The following is a 16,797-nucleotide window of genomic DNA, read 5'->3' on the forward strand; positions in this document are numbered from 1 at the left end:
AAAATCCCTCTTTACAGCGACTCCCAAACTGCTTGGATAGTACGCTCAAAGAGGGATTTTTCATGTTCATCCAACCTCAATCAATCAACAACAGCTTCTGCTTATTATATTCCTTCCGCACCTTCTCTGGAATATCCTCCGAAATCAGAAAACTCAGTTCATCCACCGGACCAACGATGGCGTTGCTGATGGTGCCGAATTTGTCGTTGGTAATCATCCCCAGAACTTCCGTAGAAACACGGGTCATTTGCTGCTTTATTTCGGCTTCCTGCAGAGTTGGCACGCTGGTTCCGGCATCAATGTCGATATTGTAGATGCCCATCACGTACAAATCGGCACGGACTTTTTGCAGGCTTTTATAGGTTTCTACCCCTAAGTTAATCATAGACTGTTTGTAAAAAATCCCGCCAATGTTAATCACTTCGATGTTGGCGTGTTGCGCCAGCTCAACGGCGATCGGCGGGCTGTTAGTAATAATTGTTGCCCGGAAATCGTTGGGAATTTCCTTCACTAAAGCCAAATTAGTGGTACTGCCATCAATAATAATCACGGAATCTTCTTTTAAAAAAGGCAGTGCCTTATGGGCAAGGGCCTTTTTTCTTTCGCTGTCGACGGTCTCGCGATAAGTAAAATCAGTAACTGGTGGTCCTACCCGCAAGGCGCCGCTGTGGACCCGTTTCAACAATCCTTGACTGTCTAATTCCTTTAAATCGCGACGAATCGTGTCTTCCGAGACCTGAAATCGGTGGCTTAAATCGCTGGCAATGACTTTTTGTTCAATATTTAAAATATCGATGATTTTCTGTTGCCGTTCCTCTTTTAACATAGGCTGCTCCTTTGTTTTTCTATGCTTTAATTTTCCCATGTATGCGGTTTTGTGTCAATTCATTTTTAGTTATGCGGCATAAACGGGCATTAAACATGCAATTATTTGCATGTTTGTGTTGACTTGTGCTTTAAGAGCGTTTACAATGAAAATGTAATCAAGGGAGGCATCGCTGTTAACCAACGCGCGGGCGAAGCATTTCTGGTTAAGAACATACGACAAGAAGTTAGGAGCTGCAATTATGGAAAAGCAAGTGAAATTGGCCCCTTCGATCATGTGTGCCGATTTAGTCAATTTGGAAAATGGTATGAAGGAGTTGGAGGAATTAGGCTTAGACACGCTGCACATTGATGTCATCGATGGCACCTTTAGTCCCAGCATGCCTTTAGGTTTGGAAACCATCAAACGGATGCGGGAAGTTACCAGCATGAATTTTGATATTCATATTATGGCCAATGACAACGAGTTTTTTATCCAAGAAATGCTGAAAATCGGCGTGGAAAGCATTACCTTCCATCACGAAACCAGCTTGCATGTGGATCGTTACATTCAATTAATCAAACAAGCCGGCACCAAAGTCGGTGTGGCTTTGAACCCATCGACTTCATTAACAGTATTGGATTATGTGCTGCCGGAAATTGATTTGGTGTGCCTGATGCTGATTAATCCAGGCTTTGCTACGAATAAAAATGAAAAACAAGTGCCGTATGCGACCAAGAAAATTCGTGATTTACAGGCAAAAATTGCAGAAGTGAACCCAACCGTTCAGCTGCAGGTAGACGGTCGCGTGTCATTAGACAGTATTCCGCAATTAGTGGAAGCCGGCGCCAATAATTTAGTCTTGGGCAGTACCAGTTTGTTCATTAAAGGCAATACCTTAACGGAAAACAAGCAAAAAGTAGAAGAAGCAGTCCTGCAAGGATTGGGTGAGGTGAAGGCACATGTCCTTTAGAACATCGGAACAAAAAATGGTTAATGAAATTGAATCTACCTTGGCTGGCATTGATGAAGCGCAAGTCGATCAACTGATTGTCGCAATTCAACAAGCCGAAAAAGTCTTTTTCGTCGGCGTCGGTCGCGTGCTGCTTTCATTAGAAGCCATCGCTAAACGGCTGGCACATATCGGCATCCAAACGGTGGTTGTCGGCCAAATCACGGAACCCGCCATCACCGACAAAGATTTACTAATTGTCGGATCAGGCAGTGGCGAAAGTGCCTTTCCTTTGGCAATTGCTAGAAAAGCTAAAACTTTTGATGCAAAGGTTGCCCATATCGGCTCGAATCCCAACAGCTCCATGAAGGAGTATGCCGATATCTTCGTCAGAATTCCGGTCCAAACGAAGCTGAATCTGGCGGGCGAAATCCCATCGGTTCAACCAATGACCAGCTTATTTGAACAAAGCTTATTACTGTTAGGGGATGCAATTGCCTTAACCTTAATAGAAGAAAAAAATATCGACATGCATGGCTTGTGGCGTTACCATGCCAATTTGGAGTAGGTGATCAGATGAAAGCAGTCCATTTTGGTGCCGGGAATATCGGCCGTGGCTTTATCGGGCAGGTGCTGCATAACAATGGCTTCGAACTATGTTATGTGGACACAGCCCAATCAGTGATCGACCAGCTGAATCAGGATTACGGCTACCCGATAGAATTTTTAGATGATCAGCAATCTACCGTATTTATTGACCACGTTCGGTCACTCCATTCGTTGAATCAGACGGATCAAGTGCTAACGGAAATTCAAACGGCGGACTTACTGACAACTTCAGTGGGTGCAAGTAATCTAGTGCGAATCGCACCAACGATTGCCAAAGCCTTAACCACCCGTTTTACTGAAAAACAAACGCCTATCAATATTCTGGCCAACGAAAATATCATCAATGCCAGTTCGCTGCTAAAGGAACATGTTTATCAGGAATTAACTGAATCCCAGCGGCCGCTGTTTGACCAATATGCCTCATTTGTGGATACAGCAATCGACCGGCAGGCATTAGCTAAAGAAGTCACTGGAAAAAGTGTGGCAGTGGTAGAACCTTATTATGAGTGGGTGATCAGTCAAAGTCAGTGGAATGCAGAAACCGGCGTAAACCTGCAAGAGGTAACGTTTGTTGAGGATATGCAGCCGTTTATCGAGCGAAAGCTGTACATTGTCAATGCCGCTCATGCGGCGTTTGCTTATTTAGGCGCCTTGTTCGGTTACGAAACTGTGCAGGAAGCGATGCAAGATCAGGCGTTAGTCAAAATTGTCCACGGATTTTTAGCGGAAAACAAAGCCTATTTCCAGCAAAAGTACCAAAGCAGCGAAGCTGAATTGGATACCTTTATCGCGAAAACGTTGAAACGTCACGGTAACCCAATGCTGGCAGATAGTGTCCACCGAGTGGGTCGCTCACCGATCCGGAAATTGAACAGCCAAGATCGATTAGCAGCACCAGTTAAGGCATTAGCTGAAATGAATTTGCCTTATCAAAATGGCTTGAAGGTCATTGCAGCTGCTTATCTTTATCAAAATGCAGACGACGAGGAAGCAATAGAACTGCAACAATTAATAGAAGAAAAGGGAGCACTGGCCGTATTTTCTCGAATTTCTGACATTGAAGGAGAGTTGGGTGAGGAGCTGAACCAGCTTTATAATAAAGTAAAAGCAGACAAACACTACTTGATAGAAGGTGAAGAACATGCTTAAAGATTATCTTGAAGGCAACAGTCAGTTCCAACAAAAAGCAGCCAGCTGGCAGGCTGCGATAAAACTTGCCGCTCAGCCCTTATTAGAAAAAGGCACAATTACTGAAGAATATATCGAAGCGATGATCCAAAACGTACTGGACAACGGGAATTACATTATTATTCTGCCAAAGGTGGCGATGCCTCACGCACGACCAAAATTCGGCAGTCAAGGCGTGGGTATGAGTTTTCTGCGGCTGCAGGAACCGGTGCTGTTTCCTAAGGATGAACCAGTTGAGCTGTTTTTCGTCTTGGCCTCCAATACACCAGATGGCCATTTAGAATTAATGGCGGAGCTGGCGGAAATCTTGAGCGATGTGGAATTGTACGAAGACTTATTGAAAGTCCAAACAGAAGAAGAGTTGTTGGCTTTGTTTAACGGGTAGAAAACGAACTACTGAAAAGAATCAGGAGGAAAAAAGATGGAAATTTCGAATCAAAAGAAGCAGGTGTCTGCTAGAGCACGGGTTCAAGCTTTTGGCGGCTTTTTAACGAATATGGTTTTGCCAAATATTGGCGCCTTTATTGCTTGGGGAATTGTTACTGCGTTGTTTATCCCGACTGGGTGGTTCCCCAATGATGCGCTGAACGAACTTGTCAGTCCAACTGTTAGTTACTTATTGCCGTTATTATTAGCCTATACCGGCGGACGGATGATCGGCGGTCAGCGGGGAGCGGTTCTTGGAGCATTAGGAACAATGGGTCTAATCATTGGTGCGGATATCCCAATGTTCATGGGTGCGATGATTGTTGGACCTTTAGGCGGTTTGATTATGAAGAAAACCGACAAATTCTTAGACGGAAAAATTCCGGCCGGCTTTGAAATGGTGGTCAACAATTTCTCCATCGGAATTATCGGTTTCTTATTAATGATCTTGTCTTATTTATTAATTGGACCAACGATTCAAGGAGCCAATCAATTTGTCACCAATGCGATAGAAGCCTTAGTTTCAACTGGATTCCTGCCATTATTGTCACTAATCAATGAACCTGCAAAAGTCTTGTTCTTAAATAACGTCATTGACCAAGGTGTCTATTACCCATTAGGGATGCAGCAAACCCTTGAAGCCGGCAAATCGATTTACTTCATGGTCGCTTCAAACCCTGGACCTGGTTTAGGATTGCTATTAGCCTACTCTTTCTTTGGTAAAAAAGCCGCTAAACGGACAGCACCTGGTGCGATTATTATCCACTTCTTTGGTGGAATTCACGAACTGTATTTCCCTTATGTGTTGATGAAACCGATCACAATTCTTTCTATGATTGCCGGTGGAATGACGGGGATTATCACTTTCCAACTATTTGGTGCTGGTTTAGTAGCTGGACCTAGTCCGGGCTCGATTTTTTCTTACCTGGCCTTAACACCGCGTGGAAATTTTGTTGGCGTCATTGCTGGAGTAGCAACTGCGACATTGGTTTCCTTCTTAGTTACCTCGGTCATTTTGAAAGCGGACAAAACCTCAGACGAAGAGGACGCTTTTGCGGAAGCGGCGGAAAAATCAAAATCGATGAAATCAGAGGGCAAAAGTCTGTTGAACCCACAAGCTGCAACTAGCTTTGCTAAAATTTCTTTTGCTTGTGATGCTGGTATGGGCAGCAGTGCGATGGGAGCCACCACATTTAAAAACAAGTTGAAAAAAGCTGGTGTGGAAGATGTGGAAGTGAAGAATTATCGGATTGAGGATGTGCCGACCGATAGCGATATCGTAGTCGTCCATCAAGATTTGGAAGAACGAACCCGCAAGTCTCACCCGAATATGCAGGTAGTCACATTAAAAAATTATCTGCAAGATCCAGTGATCGATCAGCTGGTTGAGGATGTCGTGGCGAGTAAGAAATAAGTCAATGCAAATGAGGTTGTGACAGAAGTGTTCAGCTCCGAGAAATAATCCGTATAATCCGAAAATAGATTCTCATATTTTTGCGATTATGCGGATTATTTCGTAAAAGAGCTACTTCAGTCACACCGATTATTCGGTTTTCAGCGGCTGTGACGTTTTATGTCACAGCCACATATTTTTCTATATCATCTCCAACAATTCCGCCACGGCTTCTTCAGTCGTCGCCCAAGAAGTCGCAAAACGCACTACGGAATGCTGATCATCATATTTTTCCCAGAAAGAGAATTTGACTTTTTCTGACAGTTCCTCCAGCTTAGCATTATCGATAATGAAAAACTGCTGGTTGGTTGGTGAATCAATCAAAGTTTTATAGCCCTTTTCTGTGAATCCTGTCTTCAATTTCTCCGCCATGTCGATGGCATTTTGGCTAATATCAAAATACAAATTGTCGCTGAACAAAGCTAGAAACTGTATGCCCAGCAAGCGGCCTTTAGCCAACAGTCCGCCGTGTTGTTTAATCGAAGAAAGAAAATGCTTCGGCATATTGTTTTTAGTAAAGACTAGCGCTTCTCCGCATAGCGCCCCGATCTTAGTTGCCCCAATGTAAAACACATCACACAAGCGAGCAATGTCCGCCATTGTCATATCATTTTCCTTACTCATCAAGCCATATCCTAAACGTGCGCCATCCATATATAATGGAATTTCGTATTCATGGCAAATGTTAGAAAGGGCAGTCAGCTCTTCTAACGAATACAACGTGCCATATTCGGTTGGCTGGGAAATATAGACCATCCCCGGTGCTACCATGTGTTCGTAAACTGGATCAGCATAATAAGTTTCCAAGTAATCCTTCACTTGGCTTGCGTCTATTTTTCCTAAAGTATGAGGTAGGGTCAAAACTTTATGGCCACCTGCTTCGATGGCACCGGCTTCGTGGGTACTCACATGACCAGTGTCGGCAGCTAAGACACCTTCATAATTTTTCAAAAGAGTGGTAATGACGATCTGATTGGTTTGCGTACCGCCCACCAACAATTTGATCTCAGCTTCGGGGCAATCCACCTGCTCCTTGATTTTTTCGATGGCTTGCTGGGTGTATGAATCCGAACCGTAACCAGATTCCTGCACCCTATTTGTTTCCATTAAAAGCTGCAGCACCTTCTCGTGAGCGCCTTCTGAATAATCGTTTTCAAATGATAACATGATAGTTCCTCCAAGTTGCTTTATCTCCAAATTATAGTGACAAGCTTTTTTTCGTTAATGAAAGCATACGGTTCTTAAGGAATCGTGTCAACATATTCTTGAAATCTGACATTAAGTTGAGTGAGAACTAAAAAAAGTCAGCATGCCCGTATCATTCGGCATGCTGACTCATGTTTATATCATAATTTTCCCATCCACCGCTTCTTCTTTCAACGCATTGATAATCGCCATTCCTGAACTAGAGCCGATTCGTTCTGCCCCACAGGCAATCATTTTCTTGAAGGTTTCCGCATCGCGAATCCCGCCAGCAGCTTTCACCTTCACTTTATCGCCCACATGTTCCTTCATTAGTTTCACATCTTCAAAGGTGGCTCCACTTGGCGCAAAGCCGGTGGAAGTCTTAATGAAATCCGGCTCGACTTCTTTCGCAATTTTACATAATTCGATCTTTTCTTCCTCTTCTAAATAGGCATTTTCAAAAATTACCTTGGAAATGACGCCTTTTTCCCGACAGATATCGACAATTTGCTGCATCTCTTCTTTTAGATACGCCCAATTTTTTCCTTTGACTTCGGTTATGTTAATAACGTAATCAATCTCAGTCGCTCCGCACTCTATCGCGTTCTTCGTTTCAAAAACCTTCGCATCAATCGTTGTTTGGCCTAACGGAAAGCTGATGGCCGCCCCGATTCCGATATCGCTACCAGCTAGATACTCCTGACACCGCTTAGATTGTACCTGGTTAATCGCTACCATTTTGAAGTGGTAATCCTTTGCTTCGTCACAAAGCTGCTTCATATCCTCAGCTGATGCATAGGGTTTCAGGTTGGTGTGGTCAATCATTTGCGCAAGTTGGTCAATCGTGTAAGTTGTCATATTTTCTCCTCCTTTTATGTAATTACATAATTGATGATAGTTTAGTTTTAGCCAGTTGTCAAGACAAAAAATAATTACAAATTAGATATTGACATCGCTTTCTATGCGGTATATTATTTGGTTGTGGTATAAAATGTAATTACATAAAAGGGGATGAAACTAAAAAATGCACATTATGTTAGCAACTCATGGCGGATTTGCAAAAGGTATCTACAATAGTTATCAAATGATTGCTGGAACCAATGACAAAATTCAAACCGTCAGCTTAACCGATGAAGGGATCGAATTCTTTATCAAAGACTTTCAAGCCAAGCTGGTTCCACTAATTAATGAAGAAGTATTAGTAATGACAGACTTAAAAGGGGGAACTCCTTACAATGAAGCTTACAATTATTATCTCAAACATCCTGAGAAAATGCGAGTCTTAGCAGGATTGAACTTGCCAATGCTGATCGAAGCTGGTCTAGCAATGGAGAATTTATCATTGGATGAGCTGTATGAACTAGCACTAACCGCCGGAAAAGCAGGTGTTGACGGGCCAGCTGAAGACAGTGATGAGGAAGAGATCGAATTTTAAATCACAATTATATTAATAGAAGGAGTGATATGTTATGACAATTACATTAGCAAGAATTGATGATCGGGTGATTCACGGTCAGACGACTACACGTTGGACGAAGGCACGTTCAGTCCAAGGAATTTTAGTTGTAGGAGACGATATTGCCCAAGATGATTTACGCAAGCGGGTTTTAAAAGCTGCAGCTGGCAATTTAAAATTAGGTGTTTATACTACCCAGCAAGCAGTAGAAAGTATTCCTAAAGGGAAAAACTCCAATAAAGACTTTTTCCTGATCAGTAATTCTCCCCAAACTTTCGCAAAACTGGTGGAACTGGGCGTGGATTTTGGTAAGAAGCTGAACGTCGGCCCCATGAACACTAGAGCAGGTGCTAAAGTTTTAGGACGTACCGTGGCAATTGACCAAAAGGATTACGATGCTTTTGAATACATGGATCAACATGGGATCGAAATCGGGTTTCAACTGTTGCCAGATGATGAAACCAAACCTTGGAAGGTAATGAGAGACAAATACAACGCAATGGATTAACCGGAAATAGCAGGATTGACTGAAAAGTCTAAAGACTGAGGAGGAAAGAAAATGGAAGGCAGTTTATTTTTACCAGCGCTTTTGACAGGGATTTTTTGTTACTTAGGAGCGATTGAGAGTCCGTGGTTGTTTGGGATGAGTGGAGGATTTTATGTTGTCGGTCGGCCATTAGTGGCTGGACTGTTAACCGGGATTGCTTTTGGCGATGTGCAGGCTGGGGTTCTGTGCGGATTAGCAGTGCAAGCGGTGTTTATCGCCAACTTATCAACTGGGGGTGCCACCAACAGTGAGATTACCTACGCAGCTTACGGCGGCATCGGGTTGGCTTTGGCCACCACCAAGGATCCGGCAGTAGCGGTGACTTTATCGATTCTCATTGGTCAAACCTTTGGACTTATTTTCTATAACACACGGATGGCTTTGTACTCATTTTGGAATACGCGAGCTCAAAAGGCAGCAGAAACCATCGATGATCGTGGAATTGTTATGAATCACGTAGTTTACCCTCAGATCACCACCTTTCTTTTACGAGCGGTACCGATTTTTGCGGCGATTTTCTTTGGTCGTGGCTTAGTGGATTGGTTATTGTCTAATGTGCCGCAGGTTGTGACTGACACGATTTCCGTCTTGGGTGGCGTCTTGCCTGCGTTAGGGATTGCGATGCTGATGGGAATTGTTATCAAAGATAAGATTCATTTAGTCTTTTTCTTTGCTGGTTTTGTTTTGATGGCCTTTGCCAAATTAAATATGATTGCCTTAGTTTTTCTAGCAGCGATGGTGGCCTACATTGTTTACTTGAGTACCGGAAAAGGTACTGCAGGCAATAGTAATACTAGTACAGCGGCAGCTGACACAGGAATGCAGGCGGATGTTGCATACGAAGATGATGACTTATTCTAAAGGAGGACAAGTTGATGGAAACAGGACGATTAAGTAAAAAAGAATTGCGTCAAATTTGGAAACGCTGGGGCTTCACCCATTTGTCTTCCATGAGTTATGAAAAATTGCAGGCACATGCGTGGGCATTTTCCTACCTGCCTTTTGCTGAAAAATACTATAAAAATGATCCGGAAGCTAAACGCCGTCTGCTGGTTCGTCACTCAATGTTTTATAATACCGAACCTCAAACTGGTCAATTGATCAACGGGATTGTTGCTTCATTAGAAGAAGAGATTGCCTTAGGCGGCGATGTGCCAGAAGAAATGCCGATTAATATTAAGACGACATTAATGGGACCATTGGCAGGAATTGGTGATTCAATTATTCAAGGGATCATCGTGCCAATCCTATTGTCTATCGGCATGGGATTAGCAGCTGGTGGGAATGCGCTGGGCCCGGTCTTCTACCTGATCAGCTACGGCATTATAGGTCCATTGATTTCTTACCTGTGCTTCATGAATGGCTATCGTTTAGGAGTAAATGCGATCGATGTGATCATCGGAGACAATGCCAAACGAATTACTGATGCTTTCAATATTTTAGGAATCATGGTGGTGGGTGGCTTGGCCGCGTCCAACATTGCTTTGACTACGGCAATCAAGATTCCGATGGGGGATGAAGTACAAGAATTACAAAATGTCTTGGATGGTATTTTCCCAAGCATCCTGCCATTGGGAATGGTCTTGCTAGCTTGGTACTTGTTAACCTCGAAACAATTGACTGCTACCAAAGTAATCTTAGTTTTGACGGTCATTTCCGCTGCTGGTGTGGTCATTGGCGTATTCTAGGAGGCAAATATGTACATTTTAGAACCAATTTCCAAGGAACGAATTTGGGGGACACCGCGCCTTCATGACTACCAAGGAGAAGAAACAATTGAAAAGATCGGTTCGGTTTATTCGGCTAGCGGCATTGCTGAGCTTGATTGCCCGGTGGTCAACACCGATGCTTCCCTAAATGAGCTGATTCAAGCACAGCCGGAAAAATTCGGTTTACGGCCGGGAGAAGTTTATCCTTTGATTATTTCTTTTACCGCTTGTGATGAAAACTTGAGTATCCAAGTCCATCCAACCGATGACTATGCCAAACAGCATGAAAACAAGCCTTATGGCAAAAGCGAAGCGTGGTATTTTATCACCCCACCAGAGGAAGGCTGGATTTACGCCGAACAACTAACAGATAATAAAGTAGCGATACAAGAAGCAGTCAAGGAAAATCATTACCAAAAAGTACTACAGGAATATCCAACTGAACAGAATGATCTGATTTATATTCCCTCCGGCACAATTCATGCGTTGACAAAAGGCTCATTAGTCTATGAAATCCAACAATCCACCGATATCACTTATCGTTTTTACGATTACGAGCGGACGGATAAAAATGGTGATAAACGCGAGCTACATGTGAATCAGGCAATCGAAACCTTGATTCCCGAGCAAAAGGTGGAAAAGAAATCCTTTGAAATTGGCACAACTGCCCAACAGCGGGAATTTACTATTCAACATTTGGAAGTAAGCGGTCCAATTGAGAATTCAGCTAACATCGCCAGTGTGTTAACCATCCTTTCTGGAGAATTAATTTTAGCCGATTATGTCTGTACTCCTGGCCAAAGTCTGTTGCTGATGCCAGGGGAAGAAGCGATTCTACCAGGAAAAGCCGAGTGTGTCTTAGCGACGCCTATCCCTTATTGGTGGTAATAGTTGAGGGATCTAATCTATGCTATAATAGAGGTAATTTATTGAGGAGCAGATGATCAATGAGTATCCCTTTACACAAAAAAATTCGCAAAGATCTGTTACAAAAAATTAAATCCGGCGAATATGCCGAAAACGAGATCATCCCAACGGAATTAGAGTTAGCCGATATATATGGTGTCAGCAGACCGACGATTCGACAGGCGGTCCAATCCCTAGTAAATGATGGCTATTTGGAAAAACGCAAAAAACGCGGAACAGTGGTCACGAAACCAAAGTTCCAGCAGGAATTCACCCATGTAATCGAAAGCTTTGATTCTGAGATGAACCGTAAAGGTCTCGCACCAATGACGAAGATATTAGCTTTCAATGTGGTTAAAGCCAATGAAGAAGTAGCAGAAAACCTTAAACTAAAAAAGGGTGAGCAGGTCTACAAGCTGATTCGTTTGCGCTATGCCGAGGACAAGCCAGTAGTTTTGGTTACCAGCTATATCCCATATCGCCTATTTCCTAACTTTCAGGAGATTGATTTTACTACAGAAAAGTTGTATAAAGCCTTAGAAGAAGCTGGCTATCCGGTTACAGCGGTTGCCCGTAAGCTAGAGGTTATCAAATCCGATGAAACCACCAGTGATTTGCTGGATATTGAAATTGATGAGCCACTGTTCTATTTCCACACGCAAGGTTTTGCACAGGGGCGAGTTCCGGTGGAGTACTCCATTTCAAAATACCGTGGTGATTTGAATTACTTTGTGTTTGAGTTGTCGCAGTAATAACGGCTGAAAAAGACTTCTATTTAGATTTTTCTAGAATGAAGTCTTTTTATTTTCCAATTAGTTGAAGGCGCTTTAATAATTAGTTAATGAACTCTATGGAAAAGAGCATCGAATGAATTTCATAGATAAAGAAAAGTATCATGCGTATTGACCTTTCTGCCGAAAACGTTTACCATAAAAGACGGATAGTGACTAGTGCGACTAGGCTAAACCTGTTAAGAATCAGCTTCGATGGAGGCTTTTTTCTTAACGGGTTTTTTCAATGAAATAATTTGATTAGCCTGTTACAACGGGGGATTCGCCAAGTCCTTCTGATAAATTAATTGAGGTGGGAAAATGGGAAAATTAATTTTTTTAGACGTGGATGGAACATTATGTAATGACGCTGGAGTGATTCCAGAAAGTGCCAAGGAGGCAATTCAACAAGCAGCGGCAAACGGCCACCAATTCTTTTTGTGTACCGGACGCTCCAAAGCAGAGATTACGCAAGAAGCGCTGGATTTGCCATTGAAAGGAATAATTGGTGCTGGTGGTGGTTATTGTGAAGTTGATGGAGAAGTTATTTTACACAAAGTATTTGATCCCGAGGAATTGAAACGACTGATTGCTTTTCTAGAAGAAAATCAGATCGACTACTATTTGGAGTCTAATCAAGGCTTATTTGCCAGCGAAAAACTGAGAGAAACCTTGACCAACTTAACCTTAGACGGTTTGTCGGCTGACAGTGAAGAAGGGCAGGCTCGTTTAGGGAAAATTCAGTGGTTTATGGATTTGTTAATCGAAGACCAAAATCGAATCGATTATGCCGATGTCAACAAAGTATCCTTTGTGAATCACTCGATTCCTTACGAAAAAATCGACGAAAAATATAATGGCGCTTTCCAAATGATGCGCAGTACAGTTCCAGCTTTCGGACCGGACAGTGGTGAAATTGGGATCAAAGACATCCATAAGCAAAGTGCAATCGAAGCAGTATTAGCGCATTTAGATAGAGCCAAAGCAGAAACAATGGCTTTTGGAGATGGACACAATGATGTGGAAATGTTTGCGGCAGTCGAGATAGGAATTGCAATGGGAAATGCTCGCGAGGAATTATTAGCAGTGGCTGATGAAGTGACAGCAACACCTGATGAAAATGGGATTTCTTTATCGCTTAAGAAACATAATTTGTACTAAAAAGAATGATGGTTTGTAATAATAGCATGGCTAGCAGGAAGAAAACCTGCTCCATGCTATTATTTTTTGGTGTAATCAGTAAAGGGACAATGATATAATTAAAGAAATATTTCATGTTTATCAAAGAATGTGTTGAAAAGTAAAAAGAGGAGATTAGGGTATGGAGAAAAGGAAGAATTACTTGCGATGGGGAATTATGCTGGTAGTATCACTTTTTTTATTTGGTGCTTGTGACAGTAGTGAGAAGTATAACGATGCCGATGAGTATGTAAAAAGTATGCTAGATGCGCAAATCAAGGGTGATTTCGAAAAATATGTTGAAATGACCGATGCCACTCAAAAAGAAGCTGAAGTCATGTACGAGGAAGCCATTGAGGCGCAGATGCAATCTTTGGCAGGCAGAATAGTTTCAGACGAATTGACTGAAAAGTATCGTGAATTGTTTAAAAACATACTTCAGCAAACTAAATACGAAGTTGGAGAAGCAGAAGAAGTCGATGCAGATAGCGTTATTGTGCCAATAGAAGTAGAAACTTTGCAGATGTACGTGGGTGTTGATGATGCATTAGCGGTATATCATGAACAGTTGATGTCGGAGATAGATACTCAATTAAACCAGACAGGCACAGGGTTAAGTGAAGCTGAATACTCAGAAAAATTTCACCAGCGTATGTACGAGTTGCTAAAGGAGCGAGTGGAAAATCCAACTTATGGCGAAAAGATAACGTTTGAAGTCAAAGTGAGTAAAAATGATGAGGAGCTATATGAAGCGGATCATTTAGAACTCAAAAAAGTTGGCGATAATTTAATCGACAAGTTTACACCTGCCGCTTAAAAAGAAAGATAGTTACGAAACGAGTTAAAAGTTTCGTAGCTATCTTTTCTGTGTTTGTCATGCAAATTTATAGAACTAGTTGAAGAATCTTTTTCTTAGTTAGACTTTGTCGGGTTTAAATGAGTATTTTGCAAAAATGAAGCTGATAACCAGTAGCATAATCAACAACAACAAGGACAACAAATAATCAACCGGTTGTACCGACAGCGTGGCTAAATATCCATTTTGCAACCAAGCAAAGGGATTGATCAAACTGATCCCACGGACTAAGATCGGAGCTGTTTCTAAATGAAAAACTAGAGGGCTGAAAATAGCCATTGGCAACAGAACTAGATTAGAAACAATGCTGAGTTGTCCTTCATTCTTAGGGATCGCTGACAAGGCAAATCCTAGCAGTGAAAAGATAGCGGCCCCTAAGAAAAACAAAGGTAAAAACAAAACAACTTGAAATCCTGTCAAATTCAGATCAAACAAGAAGTTTTCGACTAACAATAAGATGGTGGATACCACACAAGCGACCAGCGTTTGGCTAATTGTTATCGCTCCTAGGTAGCGCCATAATGAAAAAGGTGTGATTCGCAGTAGGTCAAATATGCCACGTTTACGTTGGGCATATATATAGAAGGAATTTGTTGTGCAGCAATAGAAAAATAATGCCACACTTAAAATTCCAAATAGAATACCAATACTCAACTTTACGTCAAAGTATTTCATGCCGATTAATGCCGCCAGCGGTAAAAGAATCGACCAAAAAAGTAAATAAAAATCCTTCAAATTTTTTCTTAAGGTAATCGTTATAATATTAGACATAGTTTTGCTCCTTTGCTGTGACTAAATAAAACAATTCTTCTAAATCTTGAACCTGGTACTCAGCCAGTAATTTTTCAGGCGCGCCATCGGTCAAAATACGTCCTTGATCCATAATAATGATCCGATCCGCAATATTACGGACTTCCAGCATGTCATGTGAAGAAAATAGAATAGTTTTCCCTGCTTTTTTCAATTGCTTGATCATCTGCTGCACTTCACGTTGCCCACCGGGATCAAGACCCGCTGAAGGCTCATCCAAAATAATTAGTTCTGGATCGTGTAAGGTGGTGATTGCCAAAGCCAGCCGTTTTTGCTGTCCCAAGGATAATTTGGTAGCAACTGTTTCAGAGGCGTCAGCTAAATGATAGCTTTCCAGAATTTCCACTAATTTCTGGTTAGAAAGAGTAGCTGCATAAAAGGTTCGAAACAGCTTTAAGTTTTCTAAGACCGTATAGCCTTCAAAAAATGGAGTCGATTGCAGTTGCACCCCAATTTGTTTGTTAAATTCGCTGCTCCAGCGAGTGATTTTTCCCTCTTCAGGCTGTGTAATCCCCAAAAGCATCCGGATTGTCGTTGTTTTACCGGCGCCGTTGGTTCCTACTAAAGCAATCACTTCATTTTGATTGATAGCGAAATGAATATCCTGTACGATCTTACGTTTCTTCAGCAGCTTGGTGACATTTTCAAATTTTATTAAATTCATATCTATTCTCCTTTGTATATTCAACTTTGACTATATAGCTAAAAATGAAAGCCACTTGCATGGCTTCATTGTTTTTCGATAATGGTGATGGTTTGTTCAATCAGTCGGATTTGAGATTCAATGGTTTCAAACATGTGATCAAAGACGACTTTAGAAAGCGCCGGAATTTCTCCTTGCATAGCATTTTCCTTAGCAATCAAGCCTTGCTTCACTTCAATAATTTCTTTTTGCAGCTTGGCTTTATGATCCTTCAGTGCTTGGACTGCTTCGTCTTTTGGTAATTGATGGGCTAAGCCGATTCCTGAGTATAACGAAGTAGGGTAGTTCACCTTTGGATCACCCAAGGCTTCTAAAATCAATTGGGCTTGGTATTGCTGGCCTGCTTTGGTAATTTTATAGATGGCTTTTTGACGATGCCCTTGATTTTCAATGGTGGCAACCTCAACATAGCCCGCTGCTTCTAATTTTTTCAAGGCATTATAAATGGAACCGGGTAAAGCGCCTGCCCAACGCTGGGAGTCGCTTTGTTCCAGCATTCCTTTGATCTCGTAGCCAGACATCGGCTGCATGCTCAATAAGGCTAAGACTAAAAGTTTTGTCATTTTAAAACTCCTTTGTATATTCAACGTTGACTATATGAATAGTATACTGTCTGCATAGAGGGTTGTCAATATAGAAATGAAGAAATATAAGTACAGTATATTGTACTTGTTGTGCAAAGGTGCTATATTAAGTGCAAGAGGGTGATTTGAATGCAAGCAACTAATTATTCGGACTTCCGAAAAAACATGAAAAGTTACATGGACATTGTTAGTGAGGATTTTGAACCGGTCATTGTCACGCGTAAGGATAATAAAAATGTGGTGATTCTTTCAGAGGCTGAGTACGAAAATTTGAAGGAAAACCAATATGTTTTAGGAAATCCTGCTAATAAAGCGTGGCTGGATGAGTCCAAGCGCCAGTTGGAAGCGGGACAAGGGAAGATCAAGGAATTAATCGAGGATGACGAATGAAAAAGGAATTCTCAGAAAATGCTTGGCAAGACTATCTTTATTGGCAAACTCAGGACCGAAAAACTTTAAAAAGAATCAATCAGCTGATTCGCAGTATTGAATCCACACCATTTAAAGGACTAGGAAAACCAGAACCCTTGCGCTTTGATTATTCTGGCTATTGGTCTCGGAGAATCAATCCAACCGATCGTCTGATTTATCGAGTAGAAGAAGACACGATTTATCTATTGGCTTGCCGAACTCACTACCAAAACTAAAGGAAGTACTTT

21 protein-coding genes are annotated in these 16,797 nt (G+C 41.9%); 15 read left to right on the top strand and 6 right to left on the bottom strand.

Annotated features, from left to right (window positions below; translation table 11 throughout):
• Positions 1-76: 76 nt before the first annotated feature.
• A complete protein-coding gene (locus IGI42_RS20975; RefSeq protein ID WP_438717991.1) occupies positions 77-826 on the bottom strand; it encodes a DeoR/GlpR family DNA-binding transcription regulator in 750 nt (249 codons plus the stop codon).
• A gap of 241 nt (positions 827-1,067) precedes the next feature.
• Between IGI42_RS20975 and IGI42_RS20980 the strand changes: the two genes are divergently transcribed.
• From IGI42_RS20980 to IGI42_RS21000, 5 genes are read left to right on the top strand one after another with little or no spacing between them, the layout of a single operon-like run.
• Positions 1,068-1,778: a ribulose-phosphate 3-epimerase gene (locus IGI42_RS20980; protein ID WP_438717992.1), complete on the top strand. Its 711-nt coding sequence runs from the start codon at positions 1,068-1,070 to the stop codon at positions 1,776-1,778.
• Positions 1,768-2,325 carry a 6-phospho-3-hexuloisomerase gene (hxlB, locus tag IGI42_RS20985; RefSeq protein WP_438717993.1) on the top strand — a complete coding sequence of 186 codons (558 nt, stop codon included), beginning with the start codon at positions 1,768-1,770 and terminating at the stop codon, positions 2,323-2,325. The genes IGI42_RS20980 and hxlB overlap by 11 nt, the downstream gene beginning before the upstream one ends.
• An 8-nt stretch (positions 2,326-2,333) precedes the next feature.
• Positions 2,334-3,515 (top strand): mannitol-1-phosphate 5-dehydrogenase, encoded by a 1,182-nt coding sequence (locus IGI42_RS20990; RefSeq protein WP_438717994.1) that lies wholly within the window; start codon positions 2,334-2,336, stop codon positions 3,513-3,515.
• Positions 3,508-3,939, top strand: a complete 432-nt coding sequence (locus IGI42_RS20995) for a PTS sugar transporter subunit IIA (protein WP_438717995.1) — start codon at positions 3,508-3,510, stop codon at positions 3,937-3,939. Before IGI42_RS20990 ends, IGI42_RS20995 begins: the two co-directional genes overlap by 8 nt.
• 36 nt (positions 3,940-3,975) lie before the next feature.
• Positions 3,976-5,394 carry a PTS mannitol transporter subunit IICB gene (locus IGI42_RS21000; protein ID WP_438717996.1) on the top strand — a complete coding sequence of 473 codons (1,419 nt, stop codon included), beginning with the start codon at positions 3,976-3,978 and terminating at the stop codon, positions 5,392-5,394.
• A 180-nt stretch (positions 5,395-5,574) separates the two neighbouring features.
• On the opposite strand, the gene IGI42_RS21005 is transcribed toward IGI42_RS21000, so the two are convergent.
• Entirely contained in the window at positions 5,575-6,600 is a 1,026-nt protein-coding gene (locus tag IGI42_RS21005; protein ID WP_438717997.1) for a threonine aldolase family protein, read from the bottom strand.
• A 174-nt stretch (positions 6,601-6,774) separates the two neighbouring features.
• Positions 6,775-7,476, bottom strand: coding sequence for a deoxyribose-phosphate aldolase (deoC, locus tag IGI42_RS21010; RefSeq protein WP_438717998.1), 702 nt, complete (start codon positions 7,474-7,476; stop codon positions 6,775-6,777).
• A gap of 166 nt (positions 7,477-7,642) precedes the next feature.
• On the opposite strand from deoC, the gene IGI42_RS21015 reads away from it, so the two are divergent.
• The 8 genes from IGI42_RS21015 to IGI42_RS21050 all read left to right on the top strand — a co-directional run bounded on the left by IGI42_RS21015 (position 7,643) and on the right by IGI42_RS21050 (position 14,002).
• Positions 7,643-8,053, top strand: a complete 411-nt coding sequence (locus IGI42_RS21015; RefSeq protein WP_438717999.1) for a PTS sugar transporter subunit IIA — start codon at positions 7,643-7,645, stop codon at positions 8,051-8,053.
• Positions 8,054-8,087: 34 nt separating this feature from the next.
• On the top strand, positions 8,088-8,582 hold the full coding sequence (locus IGI42_RS21020) for a PTS system mannose/fructose/N-acetylgalactosamine-transporter subunit IIB (protein ID WP_438718000.1): 495 nt from the start codon (positions 8,088-8,090) through the stop codon (positions 8,580-8,582).
• 51 nt (positions 8,583-8,633) lie between these two features.
• Positions 8,634-9,482, top strand: a complete 849-nt coding sequence (locus IGI42_RS21025; protein WP_438718001.1) for a PTS mannose/fructose/sorbose/N-acetylgalactosamine transporter subunit IIC — start codon at positions 8,634-8,636, stop codon at positions 9,480-9,482.
• 14 nt (positions 9,483-9,496) lie between these two features.
• Positions 9,497-10,309: a PTS system mannose/fructose/sorbose family transporter subunit IID gene (locus IGI42_RS21030; RefSeq protein WP_438718002.1), complete on the top strand. Its 813-nt coding sequence runs from the start codon at positions 9,497-9,499 to the stop codon at positions 10,307-10,309.
• A gap of 9 nt (positions 10,310-10,318) precedes the next feature.
• Complete coding sequence (locus IGI42_RS21035; protein ID WP_438718003.1) at positions 10,319-11,218, top strand: class I mannose-6-phosphate isomerase; 900 nt, start codon at positions 10,319-10,321, stop codon at positions 11,216-11,218.
• A gap of 59 nt (positions 11,219-11,277) precedes the next feature.
• Positions 11,278-11,988 carry a GntR family transcriptional regulator gene (locus tag IGI42_RS21040; protein WP_438718004.1) on the top strand — a complete coding sequence of 237 codons (711 nt, stop codon included), beginning with the start codon at positions 11,278-11,280 and terminating at the stop codon, positions 11,986-11,988.
• Positions 11,989-12,327: 339 nt separating this feature from the next.
• Entirely contained in the window at positions 12,328-13,167 is an 840-nt protein-coding gene (locus IGI42_RS21045) for a Cof-type HAD-IIB family hydrolase (protein ID WP_438718005.1), read from the top strand.
• Positions 13,168-13,327: 160 nt separating this feature from the next.
• On the top strand, positions 13,328-14,002 hold the full coding sequence (locus IGI42_RS21050; protein ID WP_438718006.1) for a hypothetical protein: 675 nt from the start codon (positions 13,328-13,330) through the stop codon (positions 14,000-14,002).
• A 99-nt stretch (positions 14,003-14,101) separates the two neighbouring features.
• Here IGI42_RS21050 and IGI42_RS21055 read toward each other — a convergent pair whose 3' ends face one another.
• The 3 genes from IGI42_RS21055 to IGI42_RS21065 form a co-directional block, all read right to left on the bottom strand.
• Positions 14,102-14,812 (bottom strand): ABC transporter permease, encoded by a 711-nt coding sequence (locus IGI42_RS21055; protein WP_438718007.1) that lies wholly within the window; start codon positions 14,810-14,812, stop codon positions 14,102-14,104.
• Entirely contained in the window at positions 14,805-15,515 is a 711-nt protein-coding gene (locus tag IGI42_RS21060) for an ABC transporter ATP-binding protein (protein WP_438718008.1), read from the bottom strand. The genes IGI42_RS21055 and IGI42_RS21060 overlap by 8 nt, the downstream gene beginning before the upstream one ends.
• A gap of 65 nt (positions 15,516-15,580) precedes the next feature.
• Positions 15,581-16,117, bottom strand: coding sequence for a PadR family transcriptional regulator (locus IGI42_RS21065; protein WP_438718009.1), 537 nt, complete (start codon positions 16,115-16,117; stop codon positions 15,581-15,583).
• A gap of 150 nt (positions 16,118-16,267) precedes the next feature.
• Between IGI42_RS21065 and IGI42_RS21070 the strand changes: the two genes are divergently transcribed.
• Both IGI42_RS21070 and IGI42_RS21075 read left to right on the top strand, forming a co-directional pair.
• The gene (locus IGI42_RS21070; RefSeq protein ID WP_438718010.1) at positions 16,268-16,528 is read left to right on the top strand and encodes a type II toxin-antitoxin system Phd/YefM family antitoxin; all 261 of its coding nucleotides are present in this window, start codon (positions 16,268-16,270) and stop codon (positions 16,526-16,528) included.
• Complete coding sequence (locus tag IGI42_RS21075; protein ID WP_438718011.1) at positions 16,525-16,785, top strand: Txe/YoeB family addiction module toxin; 261 nt, start codon at positions 16,525-16,527, stop codon at positions 16,783-16,785. Before IGI42_RS21070 ends, IGI42_RS21075 begins: the two co-directional genes overlap by 4 nt.
• The last annotated feature ends 12 nt before the right edge of the window (positions 16,786-16,797 follow it).

This window comes from Enterococcus sp. AZ109 (assembly GCF_051714625.1).
Taxonomy (GTDB): domain Bacteria; phylum Bacillota; class Bacilli; order Lactobacillales; family Enterococcaceae; genus Enterococcus_A.